This is a genomic window from Cellvibrio fibrivorans (genome assembly GCF_031457055.1).
In the GTDB taxonomy this organism is placed as follows: Bacteria; Pseudomonadota; Gammaproteobacteria; order Pseudomonadales; family Cellvibrionaceae; genus Cellvibrio; species Cellvibrio fibrivorans.
The window spans coordinates 331,171-354,468 of the sequence record NZ_JAVDVX010000001.1 but is presented as its reverse complement, the minus strand read 5'-3'; the positions used below and the strand labels follow the sequence as shown (position 1 = coordinate 354,468).

At 46.1% G+C, this 23,298-nt stretch carries 15 protein-coding genes; 11 read left to right on the top strand and 4 right to left on the bottom strand.

Translation table 11 applies throughout. The features are described 5' to 3' along the window. The first annotated feature begins 37 nt into the window (after positions 1-37). The 8 genes from J2X05_RS01535 (at position 38) to J2X05_RS01500 (ending at position 14,687) form a co-directional block, all read left to right on the top strand. On the top strand, positions 38-1,330 hold the full coding sequence (locus J2X05_RS01535) for a glycosyl hydrolase family 18 protein (protein WP_310067760.1): 1,293 nt from the start codon (positions 38-40) through the stop codon (positions 1,328-1,330). Then, positions 1,330-2,886, top strand: coding sequence for a tryptophan halogenase family protein (locus tag J2X05_RS01530; RefSeq protein ID WP_310067757.1), 1,557 nt, complete (start codon positions 1,330-1,332; stop codon positions 2,884-2,886). The genes J2X05_RS01535 and J2X05_RS01530 overlap by 1 nt, the downstream gene beginning before the upstream one ends. Beyond that, positions 2,886-4,481 carry a tryptophan 7-halogenase gene (locus J2X05_RS01525; protein ID WP_310067754.1) on the top strand — a complete coding sequence of 532 codons (1,596 nt, stop codon included), beginning with the start codon at positions 2,886-2,888 and terminating at the stop codon, positions 4,479-4,481. The genes J2X05_RS01530 and J2X05_RS01525 overlap by 1 nt, the downstream gene beginning before the upstream one ends. 382 nt (positions 4,482-4,863) lie before the next feature. After that, a complete protein-coding gene (locus J2X05_RS01520) occupies positions 4,864-8,151 on the top strand; it encodes a TonB-dependent receptor (RefSeq protein WP_310067751.1) in 3,288 nt (1,095 codons plus the stop codon). Between the two features lie 126 nt (positions 8,152-8,277). Beyond that, entirely contained in the window at positions 8,278-9,789 is a 1,512-nt protein-coding gene (locus J2X05_RS01515; protein ID WP_310067750.1) for a tryptophan halogenase family protein, read from the top strand. Further along, positions 9,786-10,802, top strand: coding sequence for a cupin-like domain-containing protein (locus J2X05_RS01510; protein ID WP_310067748.1), 1,017 nt, complete (start codon positions 9,786-9,788; stop codon positions 10,800-10,802). The genes J2X05_RS01515 and J2X05_RS01510 overlap by 4 nt, the downstream gene beginning before the upstream one ends. A 49-nt stretch (positions 10,803-10,851) precedes the next feature. Beyond that, positions 10,852-12,357 carry a tryptophan halogenase family protein gene (locus tag J2X05_RS01505; RefSeq protein WP_310067745.1) on the top strand — a complete coding sequence of 502 codons (1,506 nt, stop codon included), beginning with the start codon at positions 10,852-10,854 and terminating at the stop codon, positions 12,355-12,357. Between the two features lie 680 nt (positions 12,358-13,037). Further along, positions 13,038-14,687: a carbohydrate-binding protein gene (locus J2X05_RS01500; RefSeq protein ID WP_310067742.1), complete on the top strand. Its 1,650-nt coding sequence runs from the start codon at positions 13,038-13,040 to the stop codon at positions 14,685-14,687. A gap of 150 nt (positions 14,688-14,837) precedes the next feature. Here the strand turns inward: J2X05_RS01500 and J2X05_RS01495 are convergent, their stop codons facing one another. From J2X05_RS01495 to J2X05_RS01480, 4 genes are all read right to left on the bottom strand, one after another. Continuing rightward, positions 14,838-15,149, bottom strand: a complete 312-nt coding sequence (locus J2X05_RS01495) for a BON domain-containing protein (protein ID WP_310067739.1) — start codon at positions 15,147-15,149, stop codon at positions 14,838-14,840. A gap of 92 nt (positions 15,150-15,241) precedes the next feature. Continuing rightward, on the bottom strand, positions 15,242-15,400 hold the full coding sequence (locus J2X05_RS01490) for a DUF3309 family protein (protein ID WP_310067735.1): 159 nt from the start codon (positions 15,398-15,400) through the stop codon (positions 15,242-15,244). A 106-nt stretch (positions 15,401-15,506) separates the two neighbouring features. Further along, entirely contained in the window at positions 15,507-16,295 is a 789-nt protein-coding gene (locus J2X05_RS01485; RefSeq protein ID WP_310067733.1) for an OmpA family protein, read from the bottom strand. After that, entirely contained in the window at positions 16,292-16,699 is a 408-nt protein-coding gene (locus tag J2X05_RS01480) for a DUF4398 domain-containing protein (RefSeq protein ID WP_310067730.1), read from the bottom strand. The genes J2X05_RS01485 and J2X05_RS01480 overlap by 4 nt, the downstream gene beginning before the upstream one ends. 454 nt (positions 16,700-17,153) lie before the next feature. Between J2X05_RS01480 and J2X05_RS01475 the strand changes: the two genes are divergently transcribed. The 3 genes from J2X05_RS01475 (at position 17,154) to J2X05_RS01465 (ending at position 23,073) form a co-directional block, all read left to right on the top strand. Then, positions 17,154-20,192 carry a TonB-dependent receptor gene (locus J2X05_RS01475; protein WP_310067727.1) on the top strand — a complete coding sequence of 1,013 codons (3,039 nt, stop codon included), beginning with the start codon at positions 17,154-17,156 and terminating at the stop codon, positions 20,190-20,192. A gap of 172 nt (positions 20,193-20,364) precedes the next feature. Next, positions 20,365-21,861 (top strand): tryptophan halogenase family protein, encoded by a 1,497-nt coding sequence (locus tag J2X05_RS01470; RefSeq protein WP_310067725.1) that lies wholly within the window; start codon positions 20,365-20,367, stop codon positions 21,859-21,861. A gap of 114 nt (positions 21,862-21,975) precedes the next feature. Next, positions 21,976-23,073, top strand: a complete 1,098-nt coding sequence (locus tag J2X05_RS01465; RefSeq protein WP_310067724.1) for an acyltransferase family protein — start codon at positions 21,976-21,978, stop codon at positions 23,071-23,073. Positions 23,074-23,298: the final 225 nt, after the last annotated feature.

Below are 23,298 nucleotides of genomic sequence, written 5' to 3'. Positions count from 1 at the left end.
ACAAATAGGTGTAATGAGTTAAGCGGTGGAGCTAACTGTGAAAGACATCATCAAACACTCAATTATTGTGATAGCGCGACGCATGGCGTTTGTGTCCAGCATTTTTATGTTCTGTATGGGCTCAATTAATTTGTGGGCCAGCAGTGTTGCAGCAGAAACCAAGGTGATTGGCTATATCGCCAGCTTTACCGATATGAAAGCGGCAATCGACAAAACCGATTTGAGCAAACTGACTCATATTAATTTGTCGTTCACCAACCCCAATGCGCAAGGCAAGTTGGTTGATAACGGTGTTATGACCTGTATGCCTGGTAGGGCGGGCGGCAATGTCAGTGCTGCAGAAGTGCGTTATGTCATCAACAAAGCCCAAGCGGCGGGCGTGAAAGTGTTGGCATCGGTGGCCGGTGGTGTGATTCCCGCATGCTCAGGCAATTGGGAGACATTATTGCAACCCGCTAATCGCCAGGCATTGGTCGATAACCTGATTGCCTTTACGGAAGAGTTTGGTTTGGATGGTATCGATGTGGATATCGAAGGTTGGCTACTCACCAATATCGATAACGCTGGTAATTACACGCCATTTATCCAAGCACTTTCTGCGCAATTGGTTGCACGGAATAAATTACTGACCTGTGCGACGGCATCATATGTTGGCGGCATGATCCCTGTTTCATCCATTCCCTATTTTGATTTCGTCAACATCATGTCGTACGACGCGATCGGCCCAAGTTGGGGACCAGCGGGCGCACAACACTCCCCTTATTCGATGGCGGTTGATCATGTGAATTTGTGGAAAAACCGCGGCCTCACCAAAGAGCAATTAGTCTTGGGCGTGCCTTTTTATGGTTACGGATTTGGTACTTATAAATCTGATTACACCTACGCCAGTATTCTCGCTGAATTTGGCGCAGACGCAGCGACTAAAGATTTAATTGGCAATGCCTGTGCCGGTTGCAATTACATCACCTACAACGGCGCGGCAACTATTAAAGCCAAAACGCAACTCGGTCTGGAGCATGGCTCGGGCATTATGATTTGGGAATTGTCGCAAGATGCAGCGGGCGCTAATAGTTTATTAAAAGTGATTGATGATGAAATCAATCAATCATCATCCAGCAGTTCATCATCTGTTACCGCAGTTGCAAGTTCAGTGGCCGTGTCTTCTGTTGCACCTATAGCTTCATCGGTTGTGGCTTCATCATCGCAGACAGCGAGTAACAACAAATCATCCGGTGGTGGTAGCACAGGTTTGTTGGAGATTGTGTTGCTGTCTTTGTTGGTGCTTTCCCTGCAAATATCTTCATTTGCCCACATTGGTAAGAAGGCCTAATGATGAACAGCTTGCGTAATCTGGTTATTGTGGGCGGCGGCACTTCCGGTTGGATGACGGCGGCTGCGCTCGCAAAATTTTTGCATCCGCAACAATACCAGATCACGTTAGTAGAATCAGATGCGATAGGCACAGTGGGAGTTGGTGAGGCTACTGTGCCGCACATTCGTTATTTCAACGAAGTGCTAGGCATTGATGAAAATGAATTTATGAAAAAAACCAATGCCACTTACAAGTTGGGCATTGAGTTTTCCAATTGGGGAAAGTTGGGCGATGCCTATATCCATCCCTTTGGTGTCTATGGGCAATCGCGCAATGACATCAGCTTTCATCATTACTGGTTAAAGTTGCAACAACTGGGTGACGCGGGTTCGATCAGCGATTATTCCGTTGGTGTTGTCGCCGCAGCGGCAGAAAAATTTGCTTATCCAGCGTCTGATCCGCGTTCGCTGTTCTCCAAATACAGCTACGCCTTTCATATCGATGCATCACTCTATGCTGGCTTTTTGCGCGACTACAGTATTGCGCGCGGTGTTAAACGTATTGAGGGAAAAATTGACCAGGTCAATCAACACCCTGACAGTGGATCTATTCAATCGGTGCAGCTTGCCTCGGGTGAAATACTTGCAGGCGATTTGTTTATCGATTGCTCCGGTTTTCGCGGCCTGTTGATCAATGAAACCTTAAAAACCGGATTTGAAGATTGGAGCCACTGGCTCCCTTGCGATCGCGCCATCGCCGTGCCTTCCGCTAAAACGCGCGAACCTCTGCCGTATACCAAAGCGATCGCGCGTGCAGCGGGTTGGCAGTGGCGGATTCCGCTGCAAAGCCGCACCGGTAATGGTCAGGTTTATTCGAGCAAATATATTAGCGATGACGAAGTTGCAAATAGTTTGTTAACTAATTTGGACGGTGAACCATTAGCCAACCTAAATTATTTGCGTTTTAAGACCGGCCGCCGCGTTAAATGCTGGAATAAAAATTGTGTTGCTATAGGCCTCTCCAGTGGCTTTTTAGAGCCTTTGGAATCCACCAGTATTTATTTAATCCAAGTGGCGATTATGAAATTGGTGGAATTTTTTCCTTATGCAGATATGGAGGCGGCTAATACTGATGAGTTCAACCGCGATATGGCTAACGAATATGAGCGCATCCGCGATTTTCTTATCCTCCATTATCATGCTACCGCGCGCGATGATTCGGCATTCTGGAATTATTGTCGCACGATGGAGATTCCGCAGAGCCTCGCTTACAAAATGGATTTGTTTCGTGAACAGGGACATGTCGAGCGCTATAAACGCGGCATGTTTTTAGAGCCGAGTTGGGTGGCGGTTTATATGGGACAGGGAATTTTCCCTAAAACATATCATCCTCTCGTTAATGCTCAGGAGCCGGCACAATTGCAACAGCAATTGCATGCAATGCGCGACACCATTATTGCCGGTGTGCGCGCTATGCCCGGTCATGCAGAGAGTATCAAACGCTATTGCCATGGCGACACTTCAGAAAAATCCTGGCCGCCTGCTGCCATGAGTTTATATGGAGTATTTTCATAATGATTAACTCCACTGATTTTCAACACACACCGATCAAACGCATCGCTATTTTAGGTGGTGGTATGACCGGCTGGACCGTGGCTGCTGCCTTGGCCAATGGCCTGCGTGGCATGGGCATTGACATTGTGTTGATCGATAACGCGCAGCAAACCGAAACAGATTTGCACTGCGAAGCGACAATGCCAGCCTGCGTCGCATTTCATCAATGGCTTGGTGTGACTGAGAAAGAGTTGGTCGCCCGCACGGGTGCCAGTTTTTTATTAGCCACGCAATTTAATGCATGGGCTGATCAGCAACAGCAATATTTTATGCCCTTTGGCGATCACGGTTTTATGCTTAACCGGATCGAGTTTCCCCAGTATGTAATCGGCCGCTATCTGCAGGGTAAGCCAGTTAATTATGATGATTATTCATTGGCAGCTGTGGCCGCAAAAGCCGGGCGTTTTTGCCATCCCTCTGCACAAGATACATCACTTTTTTCCACGCTCAGTTATGGCTTAACCTTAAATACTTTTGCTTACTTCAACTATTTGCGCGAGCGTGCAGTGCAATCTGGTGTTGCTCATGTGATTGCAGAGGCGAGCACATTGAAGCTCAATAGCGATGGCTATATTGAGTCAATTACGCTCAATCACATTCACGGTGCTCTTGCGAATACTCCAGTAGCGTCGCAATGGATTGGCAGTGACGGGCTGGTCGCCGCCGATTTTTATATTGATTGCACTGGTGCTCAGGGAAACGTCATTGGCAAAGCTTTACATGTGGAATGGCAATCACTCAGTGGCCAATTACCGGTAACCCATGTTATCAATCATGTGCAACCAATATCCCAAGCGCAATCAATTCCATCCCGGCGCGAATTGCTTACGGGAGCTGCGGGTTGGATACAAAATCTATCCAGCCAAACTCACACTGAGCAACAGTATTTTTATCACTCCAGCTTCACCAGTGCAGAACAGGCGCGCAATGTCATAGGTGCTGCGGAAAGCGCACAGGCCAAACCAATCTGTATCGGTAGACGCGAAAAATTTTGGCACAAAAACTGTGTTGCGATTGGCGAGTCTGCAGGCAATCTTGATGTTCAAGGCGCAGGAAAATTACATCTGGTGCAAAGCGCGATACTGCGTTTTATTAGTTTGTTCCCCGCGCGAATGGCGGCTGATTTTAATGCGGCAGAATATAACCGCCTCACCAATCTCGAATACGATCACATAGAAGATTTTCATAGCTTGCATTATCAACTTGCTGCGACGCAAGACACTGCATATTGGCAGCAGCTTGCACGTGTAACCTTGTCCGACAGGTTGTTGCATAAACTGGATTTGTTTAAGAAGCGCGGTCTTGTGGCTTTTTATGAAGGTGAAACATTTTCTTCCGGTGTATGGACATCTTTATTGCTGGGCAATGGTTTTTGGCCACAGCGCTATGACCCGCTGATCCACTCTACGGATGCACAGTGGATTGAACTGCAACTGGAAAAAATGGAAAAAATGATGCGCAGCGCAGCTGAGGCTATGCCTACACAATCTGCGTATTTGTACAAACAGAAATTAACTGCAGAAATCGATATCAGATCTGCGGCAAATAGTAATTAGTCATGCTAACCATAACGCATGGTGTTAAGAACATTGGCTGGGTTGTTGCGAGAATGTATTGGATTATTCAAGTGTCAGCTTGTGTGAATGCATCCACATTTTTAAGTGGTTTTAAGTGAAAAGTTCGACTTTTGGTAATTAATAGTTCGATTTTTCATTGTGTATAGAATCACAAAAATGTGGGTGTTAAATTCGGACGCTACTCCGTTTTATGTTTTAAGTAGTAAACGCTTTTTTCGCTTTTTAGCTTTGGCAAAAAATGTAAAAAACGTATGTTTTGCAGTCAAGAAGTAAATGGAGTGTTCAATTAGATGCGTATAGCAATCTCCACCTATACGTTTCCGTGGGTTTAATACGAGAGAAAACAACTAAGGGGTTGGATATGTTTACAAGTAAAAACAACATGACAGAAATGTCGGGCAAACGATTCAAAAAATCGTTGCTTGCTGTATCAATCGTTGCGCTGAGTGTGCCAACGTTTGCGCAAGACAACAAACCTGCTGATGAAAATCTGGAAGAGGTTGTTGTTACGGGTATGCGCAGCAGTCTTGATACTGCACAAGAATTAAAACGTAATGCGGATACTGTAAAAGATGTAATCACTGCATCCGATATCGGCGCATTGCCGGATAAATCAGTTACTGAAGCATTGCAACGTGTTCCTGGTGTAACCATCGAGCGTTTTGCTTCTTCTGATGACCCCAAGCACTATGCGGATGAAGGTACTGGTGTGTTGGTGCGTGGTCTGGATCGTGTACGTTCAGAAATTAACGGCCGCGATGCATTCAGTGCTAACCCATGGGGTGGTCTGAGCTATGAAGATTTCCCGGCAGAATTATTGGGTGCGGTAGAAGTTGTTAAGAACCAAACTGCGGACCTAATCTCTGGTGGTATCGCAGGTACCGTTAACCTGATTACCCGTAAACCATTTGATTCGGATGAGCGTTTGCTGTCTTTCAATGCAAAAGCTAACTACGGCGATTTCCGTGAAGAAGTGACTCCCTCTTTCTCTGCGCTGTTTGCCGATAGCTGGGAAACCAGTGCGGGTAAATTTGGTTTCTTGCTGGCGGGATCTCAGTCTGAGTATCAATCGCGTGGCGATGGCGTAGGCTTGGGTAATTTCCAGAGCCGTGGCCCTGTTGATACTTTCTCCTATGACGTATGGGGAACTCCTGCTCCCGGTGTTGTAAGTGGCGGTTATTCTCACCCATGTATGCCTGAAGCGACTGACTGGCGTGCTTGTACTCCCGCGCAGCTGGCTGATGGAGCGAAAAAATATACTGAAGACGATGCAGCAGCTTATGTGCCGAAGTATGAAGGCACTGCCATTACTGGTCAGCCAGATGGTGTGACTTATTACACGCCGTCACAGATCCATATGAGCACCGCTGAAAACGACCGCGAGCGCACCGGTTTTACCACCTCGCTGCAGTGGGCGAACGCCGATGAAACCGTTACGGCAACCTTGGAGCACATCAACTCTAAAGCGTCTCTGGAATGGCAAGAGCGTCGTGTGGGTCATGCGGCTCAGGGCTTTAAAGGTTTTATGGCCGGATCTCACGATTGGCTGGATCAATCTGCTGAAGGTCGCCCGCGCACCTTTGATGAAAGAGGGCATTTAACATCGGGTGTTGGTGTAGGTATTAGCGGTGATGTACCACTGTTATACATCACGCGTTGGAATTACAACGAAAATACGGTTGAAGATACATCGTTCAATTTGGCGTTGACACCAAATGATCGCTTGACCGTTGAGCTTGATTACCAACATATCGATTCTGAAAAGTTGGTACATAACTACAGCATGTCTGGTCAAACTCGCGGTGGTTCAGCTGCTGTTGGTAAGTTATTGCCCTATTACCTGGATTTGCGTGGCGATGTCCCCAGTATTGAATTCTTGAGTGATACTGATTTTACAGGCTGGATTGATCAAGCCGCATTCCAACCCGAGGTATTTATCGGCTCAGGTATGCAGCAAGAAGAGCTCAACAACGCTAAAGCAGATGCCGTTAAAATTGATGTGGAGTACGCGCTGGATGGCATCATGACAGCTGTTAAGAGTGGTGTTTATTACACGGATAAAACCCTCACTGTGCGTGACACCGAATATGCCGGTTGGTCTCCAATTTCTACCCCTTGGGTCAATGAGCAGCGCGTTGCATCTGCTGCTGTGAATCGCCCTGAGCTTTATGACCGTGTAGACTTTTCCGATTACTACAACGGCAAAGTTCTGAACGGTGGAGTGGAAAGCTTCCTGTTCCCAAGCCTCAACCTGGTGAAGAATTATCCTCAATCACTGCGCGATGGCTGTGCAGATGGTTGGTCTACCGTAGGTGATTCTGCGGGTAACGCAGCCGATGGCAGTGGCGGTTGTGCAATTCCTTATGAAGATATGGAAGGCCGCAATAGTCATTTCGCGGATCACGATGTGAGTGAATCTAACGAAAAACGCACAGAGTTTTATGTGCGTGGTGACTTTGAATTCGCAGATCTGTCAACACCGATCAAAGGTAATCTCGGCCTGCGTTATGTCAATTATCAGTTGGAATCTACCGGCTTTACAGTGTTGCCAGCAACCACCAGCCGTGGTGGTAATCAAACAGCTGCGTTCCTGGAGGCTGAATACAAGGCCATTTATGATCTTGCCAGCGGTGAATCCCTCCAAACTACAGTTGAAGGTACTGATTACGACACAGTGTTGCCGAGCTTGAACCTGACCTTTGGCGTTGCTGAGGATGTGGTAGTTCGTTTTGGTGCATCGCAAGGGCTTTACTATCCTAGCTTGACTGATACCCGCAACCGTATGATTGTCGGTCTGGAGGTTGATCCAACCCTTCAGGATGAGTCCAAGCCACAAAGTGATACCACCAACCCGGTTATTGGTATCGACAGTGTTTCCCTGAATGCCGAAGCCAGCAACCCTTTCCTGAAGCCTGAAGAGTCGGTCAATTTTGACTTGACTACAGAATGGTACTTTGCGAAAGCGGGTTCAGTGACTGTGGGTCTATTCCACAAAGAGCTGGACAATATTATCCGTAACAGAGGGTTTGACCTGGAGATCGAGCACGAAGGGACAATGCATACTCTCGCTGCCTACGGTCCTGCCAACACTGGCTCAGGTACCATCCGCGGTGCAGAATTCTCCTACTCACAGTTCTACGATATGTTGCCCGGTGCTTGGAGTGGTTTAGGTCTGCAATTGAACTATACCTATATTGACCAGAATGGTTTGGAAGATCCAAATGGTGCAGTAGGGCCAAGTACTCGTTTCAACTCAGCCGGTCAGCCGATTGTGGATGAGCGCAATACTTTCCGTGTATTCAGCGGTCTGCCACTGCAAGGTTACTCCGACGAAAACCTGAACGTTGTTGGTATGTATGAATACAACGATATCTCGTTCCGTCTGGCTTACACCTGGCGCTCTGAGTACTTGCTGACCTTGCGTGAATCTGAAGACTTTGCTCCAGTTTATGCAAAAGCGGCAGGCATGATGGATGCGAGCTTGTATTACACCATTAACGATAACTGGAAAGTGGGTGTCGAGGGCAGCAACTTGCTCAATACCGAAACCAAAACTGTTTATCAAATGAATCAGGAAGGCATGAAAACTGACGCGTTGAACTTTACTACCGACCGTCGCTATGCACTGAGTGTTCGCGCAACCTTCTAAACTGCTACTGTCTATTAGAAAGAGCTATTTAGATGTTGTATAGAAAAGCGCGCAGCAATTTTACTGCGCGCTTTTTTTATGGTTGCTAATATGGTTATTTAAAACCTCATTGAAAAGATACTTGCGATGCAAAAAAACAACCTTAATTCGATCTGTATTGTTGGCGGTGGTACTGCAGGTTGGATGGCAGCAAGTTTACTTTCCTCTGCACTGCAAGGTAGCCAAATAAAAATCACGGTAATTGAATCGCCGGATATTGCTACCATTGGTGTGGGCGAATCAACAGTGCCCTCTATTATGGATTTTTTGCGAACATGCCAAATCAACCTTAAAGAGTTTGCTGAAGCAACTTCGGCAACATTCAAGTTAGGCATACGCTTTGATGACTGGCTAGAGCCAGGAGCGCAATTTTTTCATCCTTTTGGTCGTGTCGGACAGGATGTTAATGGTTTTGAGTTTTATCAGCTGTGGTTAAAAAATGTCATTGACGGTAAAGCTACTCGTTGGCTTGACCATTCTCCTTGCGCAATCATGGCCGAGAATCAGCGCTTCATGCTTCGCCCGCCCCCGCAACAGAACTGGGTTTTGAACAGTTACAGCCATGCTTTGCATCTGGATGCAATATTAGCTGCGCGCTATTTGCGTGAGCTTTCCCAAAAGCGCGGGATAGAGAGAATAGAGGCTACCGTGGATAAAGTTGTGGTTGATGAGCGACAATTTATCCGCTCTCTTGAATTGAACAGTGGCACAACTGTTACGAGTGATTTTTTTATTGATTGTACTGGCTTCAAGGGGCTGCTGATTGAAGGTGCCCTGAACATTGGGTATGAAGATTGGACGCATTATTTGCCTTGTAACCGCGCTGTTGCAGTGCAGACAGAAAATACTAGTGGCTTGCATCCTTTTACTGTTGCTACTGCGCGTGAGGCGGGGTGGACCTGGAAAATTCCATTGCAACATCGCACGGGTAATGGCTATGTGTTTTCAAGCCAATACTGCACTGACGAACAAGCGACTGATACCTTGCTTAAGGCGGTCAATGGAAAATTGCTCAATGAACCGCGAATCATTCCTTTTACGACCGGACGACGTAAAAAAATATGGCACAACAATTGTTTGGCCTTGGGGCTTGCGTCCGGGTTCCTTGAGCCATTGGAATCCACTGCGATTCATCTGGTGCATAAAACCCTGGTTCATTTTGTCCGTCACTTTCCTGATCAGGATTTTGAATCCCATACAGAACAAGCATTTAATCAAAAAATAAATATTGATTATCAAGAAATTCGCGATTTTATTATTTTGCATTATTGCATCAGCGGCCGCGATGATACGGAGTTCTGGCGTTGGTGTAAGACTATGCCGGTGCCTGATTCCTTGCGTGAAAAAATCTGTTTATTTCGTGAACGTGGTCAGATAGAGCACATTCCCGGGCAGTTTTTCACCATTGATAGCTGGTGTTCGATTCTTGAAGGTATGAAAGTGCGCCCGAAAAAATACCACCCGTTAGTGGATGCATTTGATGAGCAGTATATGGTGACATTGATGCAAGAGAGTGCACATAATGTCCGGGATACCGTCATGAAAATGCCGTCCCACAGCGATTATATCCAACAGTATTGCGCTGTTAAAAAATCATGAACACCTATAAGCCTATTGCGGAATACCACAATCTTTCTGCGCAGCAATTTTTTGACGAGATTGCGCCCGCGCAGCAACCCATCGTGATCCGCAATTTTTCGGGACACTGGCCGTTGGTGGCGGCTGCGAAAAAATCGCCGCAGGATTTTGCTTCATACCTATTGCGCTTTTATACCGGTCAAAAGGCCAGAATTTTTGTTGCCCCTCCCGCAGCCAATAAACGTTTTTTTTATAACGACGATCTGACCGATGTGAATTACATCAGCGGGGAGGAGCGGGTAGATTTATTTTTAGGTCGCTTGCTGGAGCTAATGGATAGAGAAATCTACCCGGCTATTTCCATGCAAAATTCTTCTCCAAGTGAAATATTGCCAGGTTTAAGTGATGAAAATAGTTCTGTTTTTTTTCCCGCTACAGAACAGCATCTATGGGTTGGTAATGAGGGCATTGTCAGTGCTCATTACGATGGTGCAGATAATATAGCCTGCGTTGTTGCCGGGAAGAGGCGTTTTACATTATTTCCCCCGGATCAAACCGGCAATTTATACCCCGGGCCACTCAATTTCACACCAGCGGGTGCACCTGTTAGTTTGGTCGATTTATATGCGCCGGATTTTGAACGTTATCCATTATTCAAAACGGCATTGGCTAATGCCTACTCCGTAGAACTTGAACCGGGTGATGCGATTTTTATTCCTATGCTCTGGTGGCATCATGTTGAGTCTATGGCAAAAGTGAATGCATTGATTAACTATTGGTGGAATGGATCTGCAGTCAAAGGTGCGACATCGCCTAGCCCTATCGACAGTTTAAATATTGCATTGCTGGCCATGCGCGATTTAACGCCGAATCAGCGCAATGCATGGCGTTATATGTTTGATCATTATTTATTTAAACAGGGCATTGATCCAGCGTCCTATATTCCTGAACATCAGCAGCATCTGTTAGGAAAGCTATCGTTAGATTATGTACGAGCCATCAAAGATTATTTTATTGAAAAGTTAAAAAAATAGTGATTGCAAAAAAATACCAACGCCAAGCATCCAAAGTGAATTTATTTATATGACAAGCGCAGCAAAAAAACCAAAAAAAGTTCTCATTGTTGGCGGTGGTACTGCTGGCTGGATGGCTGCCAATTTATTAGCAGTACACTGGCGTGATGTTGATATCAGCTTGCTTGAATCTAGTGATATTGGAATCATCGGTGTGGGAGAAGGATCGACACCACATTTAAAATTCTTTTTTGATGAAGTGGGTATTGACGAATCAGACTGGATGCCGCGCTGCAACGCAACCTATAAAAATGGAATTACCTTTGCTAACTGGTCGTTGATCCCTGGTTTTGAATCCTATTTTCATCCCTTTCCTGCGCAGACGGATGATATTTTTACTGTCCCGGCATTTTTTAACAATATTAACGCTCGCATGCAGGGCTACAACACAAATGCACATCCAGACCCTTATTTTTTAGAAACCTATATTACCCAACAAAATCTTGGGCCTATACCCACGGAAAATTTTCCCTTTGGCGTTGCCTACGGATACCACTTCGATTCAGGTTTATTGGGGCAATATCTGGCTGAAAAAGCGATTAGTAGAGGCGTTAATCGCATTTTTGGCACAGTGACAGAAGTGCTCATGCATCCAACTGGTGAGTTGGCTTCGGTGCGCTTGGATGATGATAGCCTTTTATCAGCAGATTTCTTTATTGATTGCTCGGGCTTCAAGTCTTTGCTACTACAGGGGGCTTTAAAGGCCACCTATATCAGTTTTAAAGAAAACTTGTTTAATAATGCGGCGGTAGTCATGCCGACGCCAATCTCTGAAATCATTCCGCCCGAAACCAAATCAACTGCTCTTTCAAATGGCTGGGCATGGAAAATTCCATTAACCAATCGCTATGGTAATGGTTACGTATATAGCGCGGATTATATTACGCCTGAACAAGCTGAAACAGAATTAAGGCAGCATTTAGGGTTGCTCGATAATGATGTTGCAGCCAGACATCTGCAGATGAAAGTGGGTCGTGTCGAAAAACACTGGGAAAAAAATTGCGTAGCGATAGGTTTATCACAGGGTTTTATTGAGCCATTAGAGGCGACTGCGCTTGCCTTATCTTTCAACACTATATCGGGGTTTATAAAGTCTTACGAACAAGGCGGATATACCAATCAATTCGAAGATGCATTTAATAAAGAAATTAATGCAAGATTTGATGGAGTCAGGGATTACATTGTGTGCCATTACAAGGTTAATCAACGAACAGATTCCGAATATTGGAAGGATAATGCTGCGAATACACACTTGTCAGAAACACTAAACCAAATTCTTCACTTTTGGTACAGAGGCGGTGATTTTGCCAAAAACATGTATACGAATAATCTGGTGGGCAGTTATCAGCCCAAATCATGGGCGTGTCTGTTGGCGGGTTATGGTGTTTTCCCTCCTTTAAGGTCTGATGAGAAAAGCACCCAATTTAAATCCGGGCAAGATATGACGCAATTGGCTGACTTTATTCGCAGGTGTGGATTGAACTTTAAAAAGCATAACGAATTACTTATCCGATAGGGCTTCTTTGTTATAAAAAGGTTTGATATTCAGCTTCCAGGTTCGACTTTTATCCCCGCCTAAACTATACATTGCCGCTGCTTCAACTCGATGCTAACGTGACAATACAGTCTATGCACTCGGGTTTCTTGGTATAAATGTTATGAGTGTCCATTTGAATTCTAACTGTGAATTGGTAAATCCAAAGCGCAATCAGTATCAAAAAGCTAGGTGGTTAAACTCATCTTACTTTGTTAATTGTTGTTTGTTTTTGATGTTCCTTGGAATGCTATTAGTTAGCTGAGCAAATCGTAATTACCCCTTTGATTTGCCCTTGTTTCCCGTGACTTGCCAGAACCCAGTTCTGGCTTTTTTTTGCGTGCATGTTTAACCGGAATTGCTTGTCATTACCTTGGTGATGCATGTCGCGCTATTTCATCCCACTCTTATGTTGCCCAAAGTGGTTCGTTTGCTTAACGACAATCCGTTGTTTGCTCGTTCGTTTCATTCATCGTCACAATAAATCCCACTTTAGTGCGCAAAGTGTGACTTTATGGCAATTGGGTGTGAGTTTAGGTCAGTGGTTGTAAGGATGTTGCGAGCGTTTTGGGTGAGTGCTAGTTTGCATCGGTAATGATTTTATTTCGCAGAGGTTTTAATCGGTCGCTCACTACTAATAACGTTAAAGAGGTTAATCGCAAATGCGCGCACTTCATCAAACCAATCATAGATCGGGGACCATCCCATCGGCAGTTCGGCAATGGCTTTGTGCAGGCTTGGGGCTGATCGCTCTGGCAAGTTTTTCCACTATTGCCCAAGCGCAAACGAAAGTTGTCGGTTACATTCCGTCGTACAAAAATATGCCAGCAGTGATTGATCGCACTGACCTTAGCAAACTTACCCATCTCAACTTGTCATTTTTAAACCCGAATGCCAGCGGTGCAGTTACCAGCGGTGGCAATCCGGTGTGTATGGAAGGGGCTAGTGCGAGTGATATCAACTATGTGGTGAACAAAGCGCACCAGGCAGGCGTGAAGGTATTGGTGTCGGTAGCTGGCGGTGTTCTGCCGCCTTGCTCGGGCAATTGGCAAACGCTGTTGCAGCCAGCGAACCGCGCCACTATCGTCAATAACCTGTTGCAGTTTGTGAGTACATTTAATCTCGATGGGTTGGATATTGATATCGAAGGTGTAGTGCTCACCAATATCGATAACGCTGGAAACTACACGCCATTTATCCAAGCTCTGCGCAATGGTTTACCGGCCGGAAAATTATTGACCTCGGCGACTGCTTCTTATGTTGGCGGAATGGTGCCCACCTCATCGCTGCCGTATTTTGATTTTGTAAACATCATGTCGTACGACGCGATTGGCCCAGGTTGGGGCCCGGCGGGTGTTGAACACTCACCTTATTCGATGGCGGTGTCGGATATTAATATCTGGAAAGCGCGTGGCCTAACCAAACAAAAAATGGTGTTAGGTGTTCCTTTTTACGGTTACGGATTTAATGGTTATGCGGCTGCCTACGATTTTAATTCCATCGTCAGTCAATTTGGTGCGGGTGCTGCGCAGGCGGATGTGATCGGCACTCGCTGCGCTGGCTGCAGCTACATTACCTACAACGGTATTCCCACCATTCGCAGTAAAACCCAACTCGCGCTGCAAGAAGGTTCGGGTGTAATGATCTGGGAATTGTCGCAAGATGTTGCCGGTGCAAATAGTTTGCTCGCTGCAATCCACAGCCAAATTGGTAGTGGTGGTGGATCGAGTTCATCAACATCCACCAGTTGCCCGGCGTGGGTAAGCGGACAAAATTATGCGGCGGGCGATAAAGTGACTTACCAAGGCGGTTACTACATCGCTGAATACGCTAACCCGGGTTACATCCCCAATGTGAGTACCTATTTCTGGGAGCCAATTGCGGCATCAGCATGTGGCGCAACATCATCTTCAAGTTCATCAACTGCTGCGTTCACCCGTTTGCTTCAGGCGGAAGCCTATACCGCGATGAGCGGTGTGCAACTTGAAACTACAACTGACACGGGTGGCGGCCAAAACGTCGGTTGGATCGATGCAAATGATTGGATGGCGCACGCCAATATTAATTTCCCCACCAATGGCACTTATAAAGTGGAATATCGTGTAGCGAGTGTAAGCGGTTCACGTGTATCACTCGATTTAAATGCCGGTGCGATTCAATTGGGTCAAGTGAATATTCCAGCAACTGGAGGCTGGCAAACCTGGACTACGGTCTCGCACAACGTGTCGATTAATGCGGGTACTTACAGTGTAGGAATTTTTGCACCCCAGGGCGGATGGAATCTTAACTGGATCAGATTTACCAAATTGTAATTGAATTGCCTTATCGGTTTTCTTCTGTTTTCTCCCCGGACTTTGCGGATCTTTTTAGATCCGCTTTTTTTTCGGAATAGTTAAAAATAATTGAGAGAATTAAAAGGGCTGCAATTGCAGCCCTTTTATTCGATGTTTTAACGAGCGCTATCACTTCACCCGGATATCATTCTTAACTGATTGCACACCTTTTACTTCGCGAGCTACCCTGCTGGCTTTGCTAACGTGCGATGCATTAGCGACGAAGCCGCTGAGTTGCACTACACCCTTAAAAGTTTCAACCTGGATTTCAGTTGCTTTTAAATCGTCGTCTTCAACGAAAGCGGCTTTTACTTTGGTGGTAATCACTGCATCGTCGATATATTCACCGGTACTTTTTTCTTTTGATGTTGAAGAGCATCCAGCCAGCAAAACAAAAAAGGACAGGAGAACAGCGGTAAAATAATGACTATAGATTTTCATAGTTAGATTCCTTTGAATGAATAAAATGTAAAACGCCGTTTAAAAAGTGAATGTTAATAATTACTAAAATTGTAAAAGCGCAATACCTGTTGCTATATATGGCCCAGTAGTAGCAGGATGATTAAAATTACTACCACTACACCCAAACCTCCGCTGGGGCCGTAACCCCAGCTGCGGCTGTGAGGCCACGCGGGAACAGCACCGATGAGCATCAGGATCAGGACGATTAATAAAATTGTGCCAAGGGTCATAGGTTTCTCCTTACGCAATTCAAACAATTTTCCCTGACAATCCTCTCGGTGCTATCCGTTGCGGAGGGATGAAGCTGGCAATTACCAGCTTCGGTTTATGCCACATTTATTGGCCGGCACTTGCTTGGCCAGGAGTGGCAATGATGACTTCCACGCGGCGATTCATTTGTCGGCCCGAAGAAGAATCGTTACTGGCGACAGGCGAGCTTTCGCCTTTGCCAAAAGCGGTCATACGATTAGACGCAACGCCCTGGTTAAGCAAAAAAGCTTTAACTGAATCAGCGCGATTTTGCGAAAGCACTTGGTTATAACTTTCACTGCCGACGCTGTCGGTGTGGCCTTCAATTACCAAGGAACGATCGGGATGTTGCGAGAGAAATGCAGTTAACTTCGCGAGGTTTGCTGTTGCTGTCCCTTTTAAATCGGCTTTTCCTGTTTCAAATAACACATCACCCAGGGTGACCACCAATCCACGTTCGGTTTGTTTTGCATTCAGTTCAGCTAATTGGCGGCGCAAGGCATCGGCTTCTTGAGTGCGTGATGCAAGTTGCGCCTCGGTTGCCTGATCACTGATTTCTTTGCGCTGATCTTCCAAAAAGCGGGCCGTTGCCAGTGCTACAGCGGTATCGACTTTGCGATCTGCGAGGTACACCAGATGTTGTGAATATTTGGTGTCTTTGCGTGGTTGTTCAGCAAGGTTTACGGCCGCTTCGGCTTCTTTAATCGCAACCGGTGCAAGAGTTGCCAATTGTGAATCCGATTGCAGTTGGGTCAGTTTTGCACGTACTTCTGCTGAACCATCTGGCGCTTTAGGTGTAGTGCTACAGGCCAATAACAGCCCACTGCTAATCACTGCTAACAAGATTGGCGCGATAGGTTTCGTGAATTGGTTCATTGGACACCTCCTGAGTTACGTTGCAATTCCTGTTCAAGGGTATTGACGCTTTTTCCCAGTTCATCATTGATCGCTTGGGCTTTGGCTGCTTCTGCCTTGGCCGTTGCTAATTCGGCGTCGGCTCGCGCTTGTTCTGCCAAGCGCGCCGCAGTCGTCATTTCTTCTTTAGCGACTGCAGTGCGTGCAGCGGTGAGTTTGTCGCGGGCTTCACCCAGCTCAGGAGATGCATAGTCGGCGACGCGCGCTTGTTCAGCCGTTGCGATGGCCAGTTCCGCAGCTTGTAATGCCTGGTCGGGTGCTTTGGGGGGCGAACTACAACCTGCTAACAGCAGGCCGCTCACCGACAAGGTTGCTAAATAGAACGCGAAATTGCCGCGCTTTTCATGGTTGATTAATTTGATCATAGTGGTGCCCTCGGTAAGAAAGACAGTTCACTTAATCGGGTTATAAAAGCAAAAATGACAGATTCTATAGCCTGAGATTATCGCTTCAAGCGACTCCGATTCAGCGTGACAAATCCAGCTTAAGGAAGATTAATTGCTGTATCAGTGCGTTATCCCGCATAGAAAACGGTGATATCAGAAATACCAAGCCAGTCACAAAAACGATAAAAACAACCTATTTAAACTCCCCCCGAAAAATCTTTTTCTTGTACCGATAAACAGGTTCGACTTTTCTATTGGCCCCTAAGTGCGACTTTTAGTAGTTCTGGTTCGAGTTTTTCTGTGCCGTAGAACCCCAAAAATGCGAGTGCTAGATTCGGAGATGGCTTGATTTGCCGGCTTTTTAATCACTCGACAAAAATAGGGGTTAGTTATGTTCAACCGTGGCGATACAAACACAAAAAACACGCGCAGGATGTTTAAAAAATCCCTGCTCGCTGTTTCGGTTATGGCGTTCGGCGCTCCAACAATCGCGCAAACAGGAAATGCAGCAACTGAACAAGAACTGGAAGAAGTTGTGGTGCAGGGGATTCGCACCAGTCTTGAAGATGCGCAAGCGTTAAAGCGCGACGGCGATACGGTGAAAGATGTTATTACTTCTTCCGACATTGGTGCGTTGCCGGATAAAAGTGTGACCGAAGCTTTGCAGCGTGTTCCGGGTGTAACGGTTGGCCGTTTTGCAGCGCCGACTGACCCTAACCATTTTGCGGCTGAAGGGCGTGGGGTTTTGGTGCGCGGATTGGATCGCGTGCACAGCCAATTTAATGGGCGCGAATCTTTCAGTGCGGGCAACTGGACATCGGGTTTGAGTTACGAAGATATACCACCTGAATTGGTGGGCACGGTGGAAGTAATTAAAAACCAAACCGCCGATATTATTTCCGGTGGTATTGCCGGTACGGTGAATTTAATTACGCGCAAACCTTTGGATATGGATGGGCGCAAAATTTTTCTCTCAGCTAAAACCAGCTACGGTGATCTGGTCGATGATTGGTCGCCATCTTATTCGGGATTATTCAGCGACCGCTGGGATACCGATATCGGTGAGTTTGGTTTTTTGATCAGCGCATCGACGTCGGAATTTACCGCGCGCGGTGATGGCATCAACCTGACCAACTTTTATGAGCGCAGTGCAACCCAGACCGAGTTTCCAACCTTGGGCTCGACCGAGTTGCCCGGTTATGCCGGAAAAAAACTCTACATGCCCACCGGGCCCTGGATGCAAACCGCTGATTCCAATCGCGACCGCAATGGATTTGATGCTGCATTGCAATGGCAAAATAGCGACGAAACTATTAAAGCCACCGCTGAATTTATCCGTTCGGACTCCGAAGAGAGTTGGCGCGAGCGTGTGCTCTTCCCGACTACCAGTTCGCAGGGCTTCGATGCAGATCTTACCAATGCTGTATTGGTCGGTACCGACGCAACCTTTGATGATAAAGGCTACTTTACTAGCGGAACTATAAGCTATCCGTGGAATGTTGCTTATCTGGCGTCAACACGTGGCGATCGCACTGAAAGTATCGTTGAGGACGCCAGTTTTAATGTGTTACTGACACCGGATGACAAATGGAAAATCGAACTGGATTATCAAACGCTTGATACCAGTTACGAGCGCGAAAATAACACCATCAACAATCGCTTCGCGATGTCCGATGTGTTCCTCGATTTACGCACCAAAATTCCGACCGTGAAATTTTTAGGCACTAATGCAACAGGGGGTGTACCGGATTGGTGCCCTGCTGGAACAAATCCCGGCGCAACCGATTTGTCTGATCCCGCGGGTGCTTGTGATTATTATCAAGTATCAATTATGGATACCAATGTCGATGCTGAAGGAACTATGGATTCTTTCACCGCTGATGTTGAATACCAAATTGAAAGTGGTTGGTTGAAATCCATTGCGGGTGGTGCGTATTTTTCTGATATCGACCGCACTACTCAAGACGACGAATATATTAACTGGGGCGCAGTCTCCCATACTTGGGGTACAGCGCCGACTGCGGGTATGGCAGGCAATCCAGAATTGTATGAAGGCGTCACTTTCGGCAATGATTTTATGGGTGGTAAAGGTCTTGCGGGCGATAACCGCACTTTCTTATTTCCACGCATGAGCAATACCCAAGAGAAAAATTTATTAGCTTACGATCAATTTCTTATGGATAAAGGCTTGAACAATGGTGGTTGGCGCAATCGCGGTGCGCGCGTCAGTATTGATGGCAAACCGACCAATGCGCAGGGATATTTACCGCACGAAACTGTCACCACCGCAATTGATCGCGAAGAAGCGTATGTGCGGTTTGATTTTGTAAATGATGAATTGCCAATGCCGGTTAAAGCCAATGTGGGTCTGCGCTATGTGAGTTATGGTGTAGAAGCGACAGGAACATCTCGTTTTAATAAGCCGGGTTTAGGTGATGTTGCAGAAGCTTACTATAAACAAAACTTTCCTACTTATGCGGCATTTTTTAATGGCGGTGGCTCAACCGTAAATACCGCAGAGCCAGATACTTACACCACGACTTTGCCGAGTCTTAATGTGAGTGTTGCTGTGACCGATGACATTATTACGCGCTTTGCATTATCCAAAGCGATATTTTTTCCATCGCTTTACGATATGCGCAATACCACCAATTACAATGCAGCGGTTACATCCACCACCGATCCTGCTAACCCCGCCAACATTATTGATATGAAAGTATCGGCGAACGGTACGGGTGGCAACCCCAATTTGCAGCCGGAAGAATCCAATCAAATCGATTTAACGGCGGAATGGTATTTCAGTGAAGTGGGTTCTTTAACGCTGAGTTTGTTCCAGAAAGATATCGAAAATTTGTTCCGCGAACGCAATTATCAAACTACCGTAATTAATCCGGATAACGGTACTTCGATGGATATGTTGGTGCGCCGTCAAGTCAATGAAGGTGAGGGCAGCATTAAAGGTTTCGAAGTTGCCTATCAACAATTTTATGATTTCTTGCCCGGATTCTGGAGCGGATTTGGTACGCAATTTAACTACACCTATGTATCGCAAGATGATCTTGAAGATGCGGAAATGGGTACCAGTGTCTCGGTGGGAGGCGACCGCAATGCGTTCCGTAATTTCAACAATTTACCATTGCCGGGTTTGTCGGAAGATACCTATAACTTTGCATTGATGTATCAATACGAAGGAATAGAAGCGCGCTTCGCGTACAACTGGCGCTCCGAGTATTTGATTACCCGCCGCGATGCCAATTCATTTGCGCCTATCTTCAGTGAAGACCAGGGGTATCTGGATGCGTCTATCTGGTACACGATCAACGACAATTTCCGCATCGGTATTGAAGGCAGCAACTTGTTGGACGAAATGACGCTCACGCGCACGCAGTTCAACCAGGAAGGTGTCACCACTCCGAAAAACTTCTCTTTAACTGATCGACGTTATGCGTTATCAGTGCGGGCGACGTTTTGATTTTTGTAAATTAATGTAACTGATTTTTTTCGTTTCTCGTCACTCCTGCGAAAGCAGGAGTCCACTGTTCTAATTTTTATGGATACCCGCGTTCGCGGGTATGACGAAACGATTTTTAGCCTACAAATACTGAATTTTAAATTTACAAAAAATAAAATGTCCGGAGTGATAAATGATTAACGATATTTTAATTGTCGGCGGTGGCACGGCCGGGTGGATGGCAGCCGCAGCGCTATCACACGTCTATAAAGATAAGTGTCGCATTCGTTTGGTAGAGTCCGACCAGATTGGAACTGTGGGTGTAGGCGAAGCCACTATTCCGGTAATCCAAAAATTTAATCAGATGCTCGGCATCGATGAACATGATTTTATTAAACACACCCAGGGTACTTTTAAGTTGGGAATCCAGTTTGTGGATTGGGGCAGCCTTGGCAATAGCTATGTCCATCCTTTTGGCGCTTACGGCATGAACATGGGTTATTTAAGTTTTTATAATTATTGGCTACGCCATGCGGCCAACCAACAGGCGCGTGACCCAGGCGAATTTTCCATTGCAATCCAGGCCGCTTTGCGCGGGCGTTTTATGCCGCCCGCAAAGATTCCCAATTCACCCCTCTCGCAAATTTCTTACGCGTACCATTTTGATGCGGGACTCTATGCACAATATTTGCGCCGCTTTGCCGAGGCGCGCGGTGTTGAACGCATAGAAGGTGAAATTACCAAAGTGGCATTGCGTAGCGATGATGGCTTTGTCGAAAAAATTATTTTAAAAACCGGTGAGAGTTTAGGTGCACAACTATTTATTGATTGCACTGGCTTTCGCGGTTTGTTGATCGAACAGGCGATGAACACCGGCTATGACGATTGGTCGCATTGGCTGCCCTGCGATACTGCTGTGGCGGTTCCAACGCAGAAAGTTTCCGATCCAACACCGTATACGCGTTCGACTGCACATACTGCTGGCTGGCAGTGGCGTATTCCATTACAACACCGAACCGGTAATGGCCATGTATTTTGCAGTAAATATATGAGTGATGACCAAGCTAAAAAAATACTCCTGGAAAGTGTTAAAGGCAATGTGTTGGCAGAGCCGCGTTTTATCCGGTTCAAAACCGGTATGCGGCGTAAGTTCTGGAATAAAAACTGTGTGGCTATGGGCTTGGCGAGTGGTTTCCTTGAACCATTGGAGTCAACCAGTATTCATTTAATTCAATCTAGCATTTCCAAATTAGTTGCGTTATTGCCTGCGGCAGATTTTAACCAAACCATTATCGATAAATACAATGAATTGCTGACCGCAGAATTCACCTATGTGCGTGATTTTATAATTTTGCATTACAAGGCAAGCCAGCGCACAGATTCTGAATTTTGGAATTACTGCCGCCAGATGCAAGTGCCGGAGACATTGCAGAAAAAACTGGATCTGTATGAATCCAGCGGGCGCTTGTTTCGCGACAACAACGAACTTTTCGATGAGGTAAGTTGGTTTGCAGTGATGCAAGGGCAGGGATTAATTCCAAAATTTTACCATCCGCTTACTGATCAAATTGAAGAACAGGAATTCCAGCGTTTAATGCATGAAATCAAATCGGTTATTGATCGCGCTGCTGACGCTATGCCAACGCATATGGACTATATCAAAAAACATTGTGCGGCCAATTCGCGCTAAAAAACTCTGAACAATACACATGTTGTCATGCTCGCGAATGCGGGTATCCAGCATATGGATTCCTGCGTTCGCAGGAATGACGAAAAATTAATATTCTCAATACAGTGGACTGCTATGCCTGAGATGACTACCCCTGCGCGCTTTTTGGCGTTGGACGCCCTGCGCGGATTAACGATTGCAATGATGATTTTGGTCAATACTCCCGGTTCATGGGAATTTGTTTATCCCCCTTTTATGCATGCCGATTGGCATGGGTGTTCACCTACCGATTTGGTCTTTCCATTTTTTCTATTCGTAGTGGGTTCGGCGATGTATTTCTCACTACAAAAAGTATCCATGCAATTATCGCCCGCGATTGCGCTCATGGTTGTGCGGCGCTCAGCGATCATTTTTGTTCTCGGCCTGATTTTCAATGGGGTACTGGGTGGTTGGGAACATTTGCGGATCATGGGCGTATTACAGCGCATCGCGCTCGCTTATGCGATTGCGGCATTTATTGTGCTCAGCCTAAAGCGCCACCACGTCTATATTATCGGCGCTTTTTTATTGGTGGGTTATTGGTTGTTGCTGGTTATTGGTGGCAGCGATAATCCCTTTAATTTAACCCAAAATATTGTCGTCAAATTAGATGTGGCGCTGCTCGGTGCGGAGCACATGTATAACGGAAAAGGTGTGCCTTTTGACCCTGAGGGTTTGCTCAGCACTTTACCTGCGGTAGTCAATGTGTTGATTGGTTTTGAGTTGACGCGTTTTTTAGTGGCACAACAAGATCGTGTGAAAAGTTTGTTTATATTGCTGATTTTAGGCTTGGCAGGGATAACCTTGGGATTGCTCTGGAGCATTGGGCTGCCAATTAATAAATCACTCTGGACCAGTTCATTTGTGATTTATAGCGCCGGCTATTTTTGTATTGCACTTGCTCTGTTTGTGTGGCTGGTGGATATCAAACAATTCAAGCGGTTGGCGCAACCGTTTATTATTTACGGTTCCAATTCCATTTTTATTTATATGTTGGCGCCTTTTTGGGTGCACGCTTACTTATTTATCCCTGTGCAGGGCGAGAGCGGAAATTTCTATAGCGCATTATTTACCTGGCTTGCGCAGGTGTTTCCGCCCGCCATGGCGTCGCTTGTATTTGCATTGCTGCATGTGCTGCTGTTCTGGTTTATTAGTTTGCTGTTGTATCGCAACAAAATATTTATCAAGGTGTAATTGTTAATCCCTAACGAACCGTTATTGATGTTTTATGTGGTGTGACAAGGTTGGCGGAATAGTGCTTCACTTTTTTTCGCAAAGTTCGACTTTAGTCAGGGCAGGTGCGACTTTCACTGTGTGCATTGTTGCGATTTTTGGCCAGTGCTAGCGTGGTCAATGAGCCTTGGATCTGGTTGGCAGTCATTATCCGGGCGGGCACTTCAATGAATTTTTTGAGAGCGA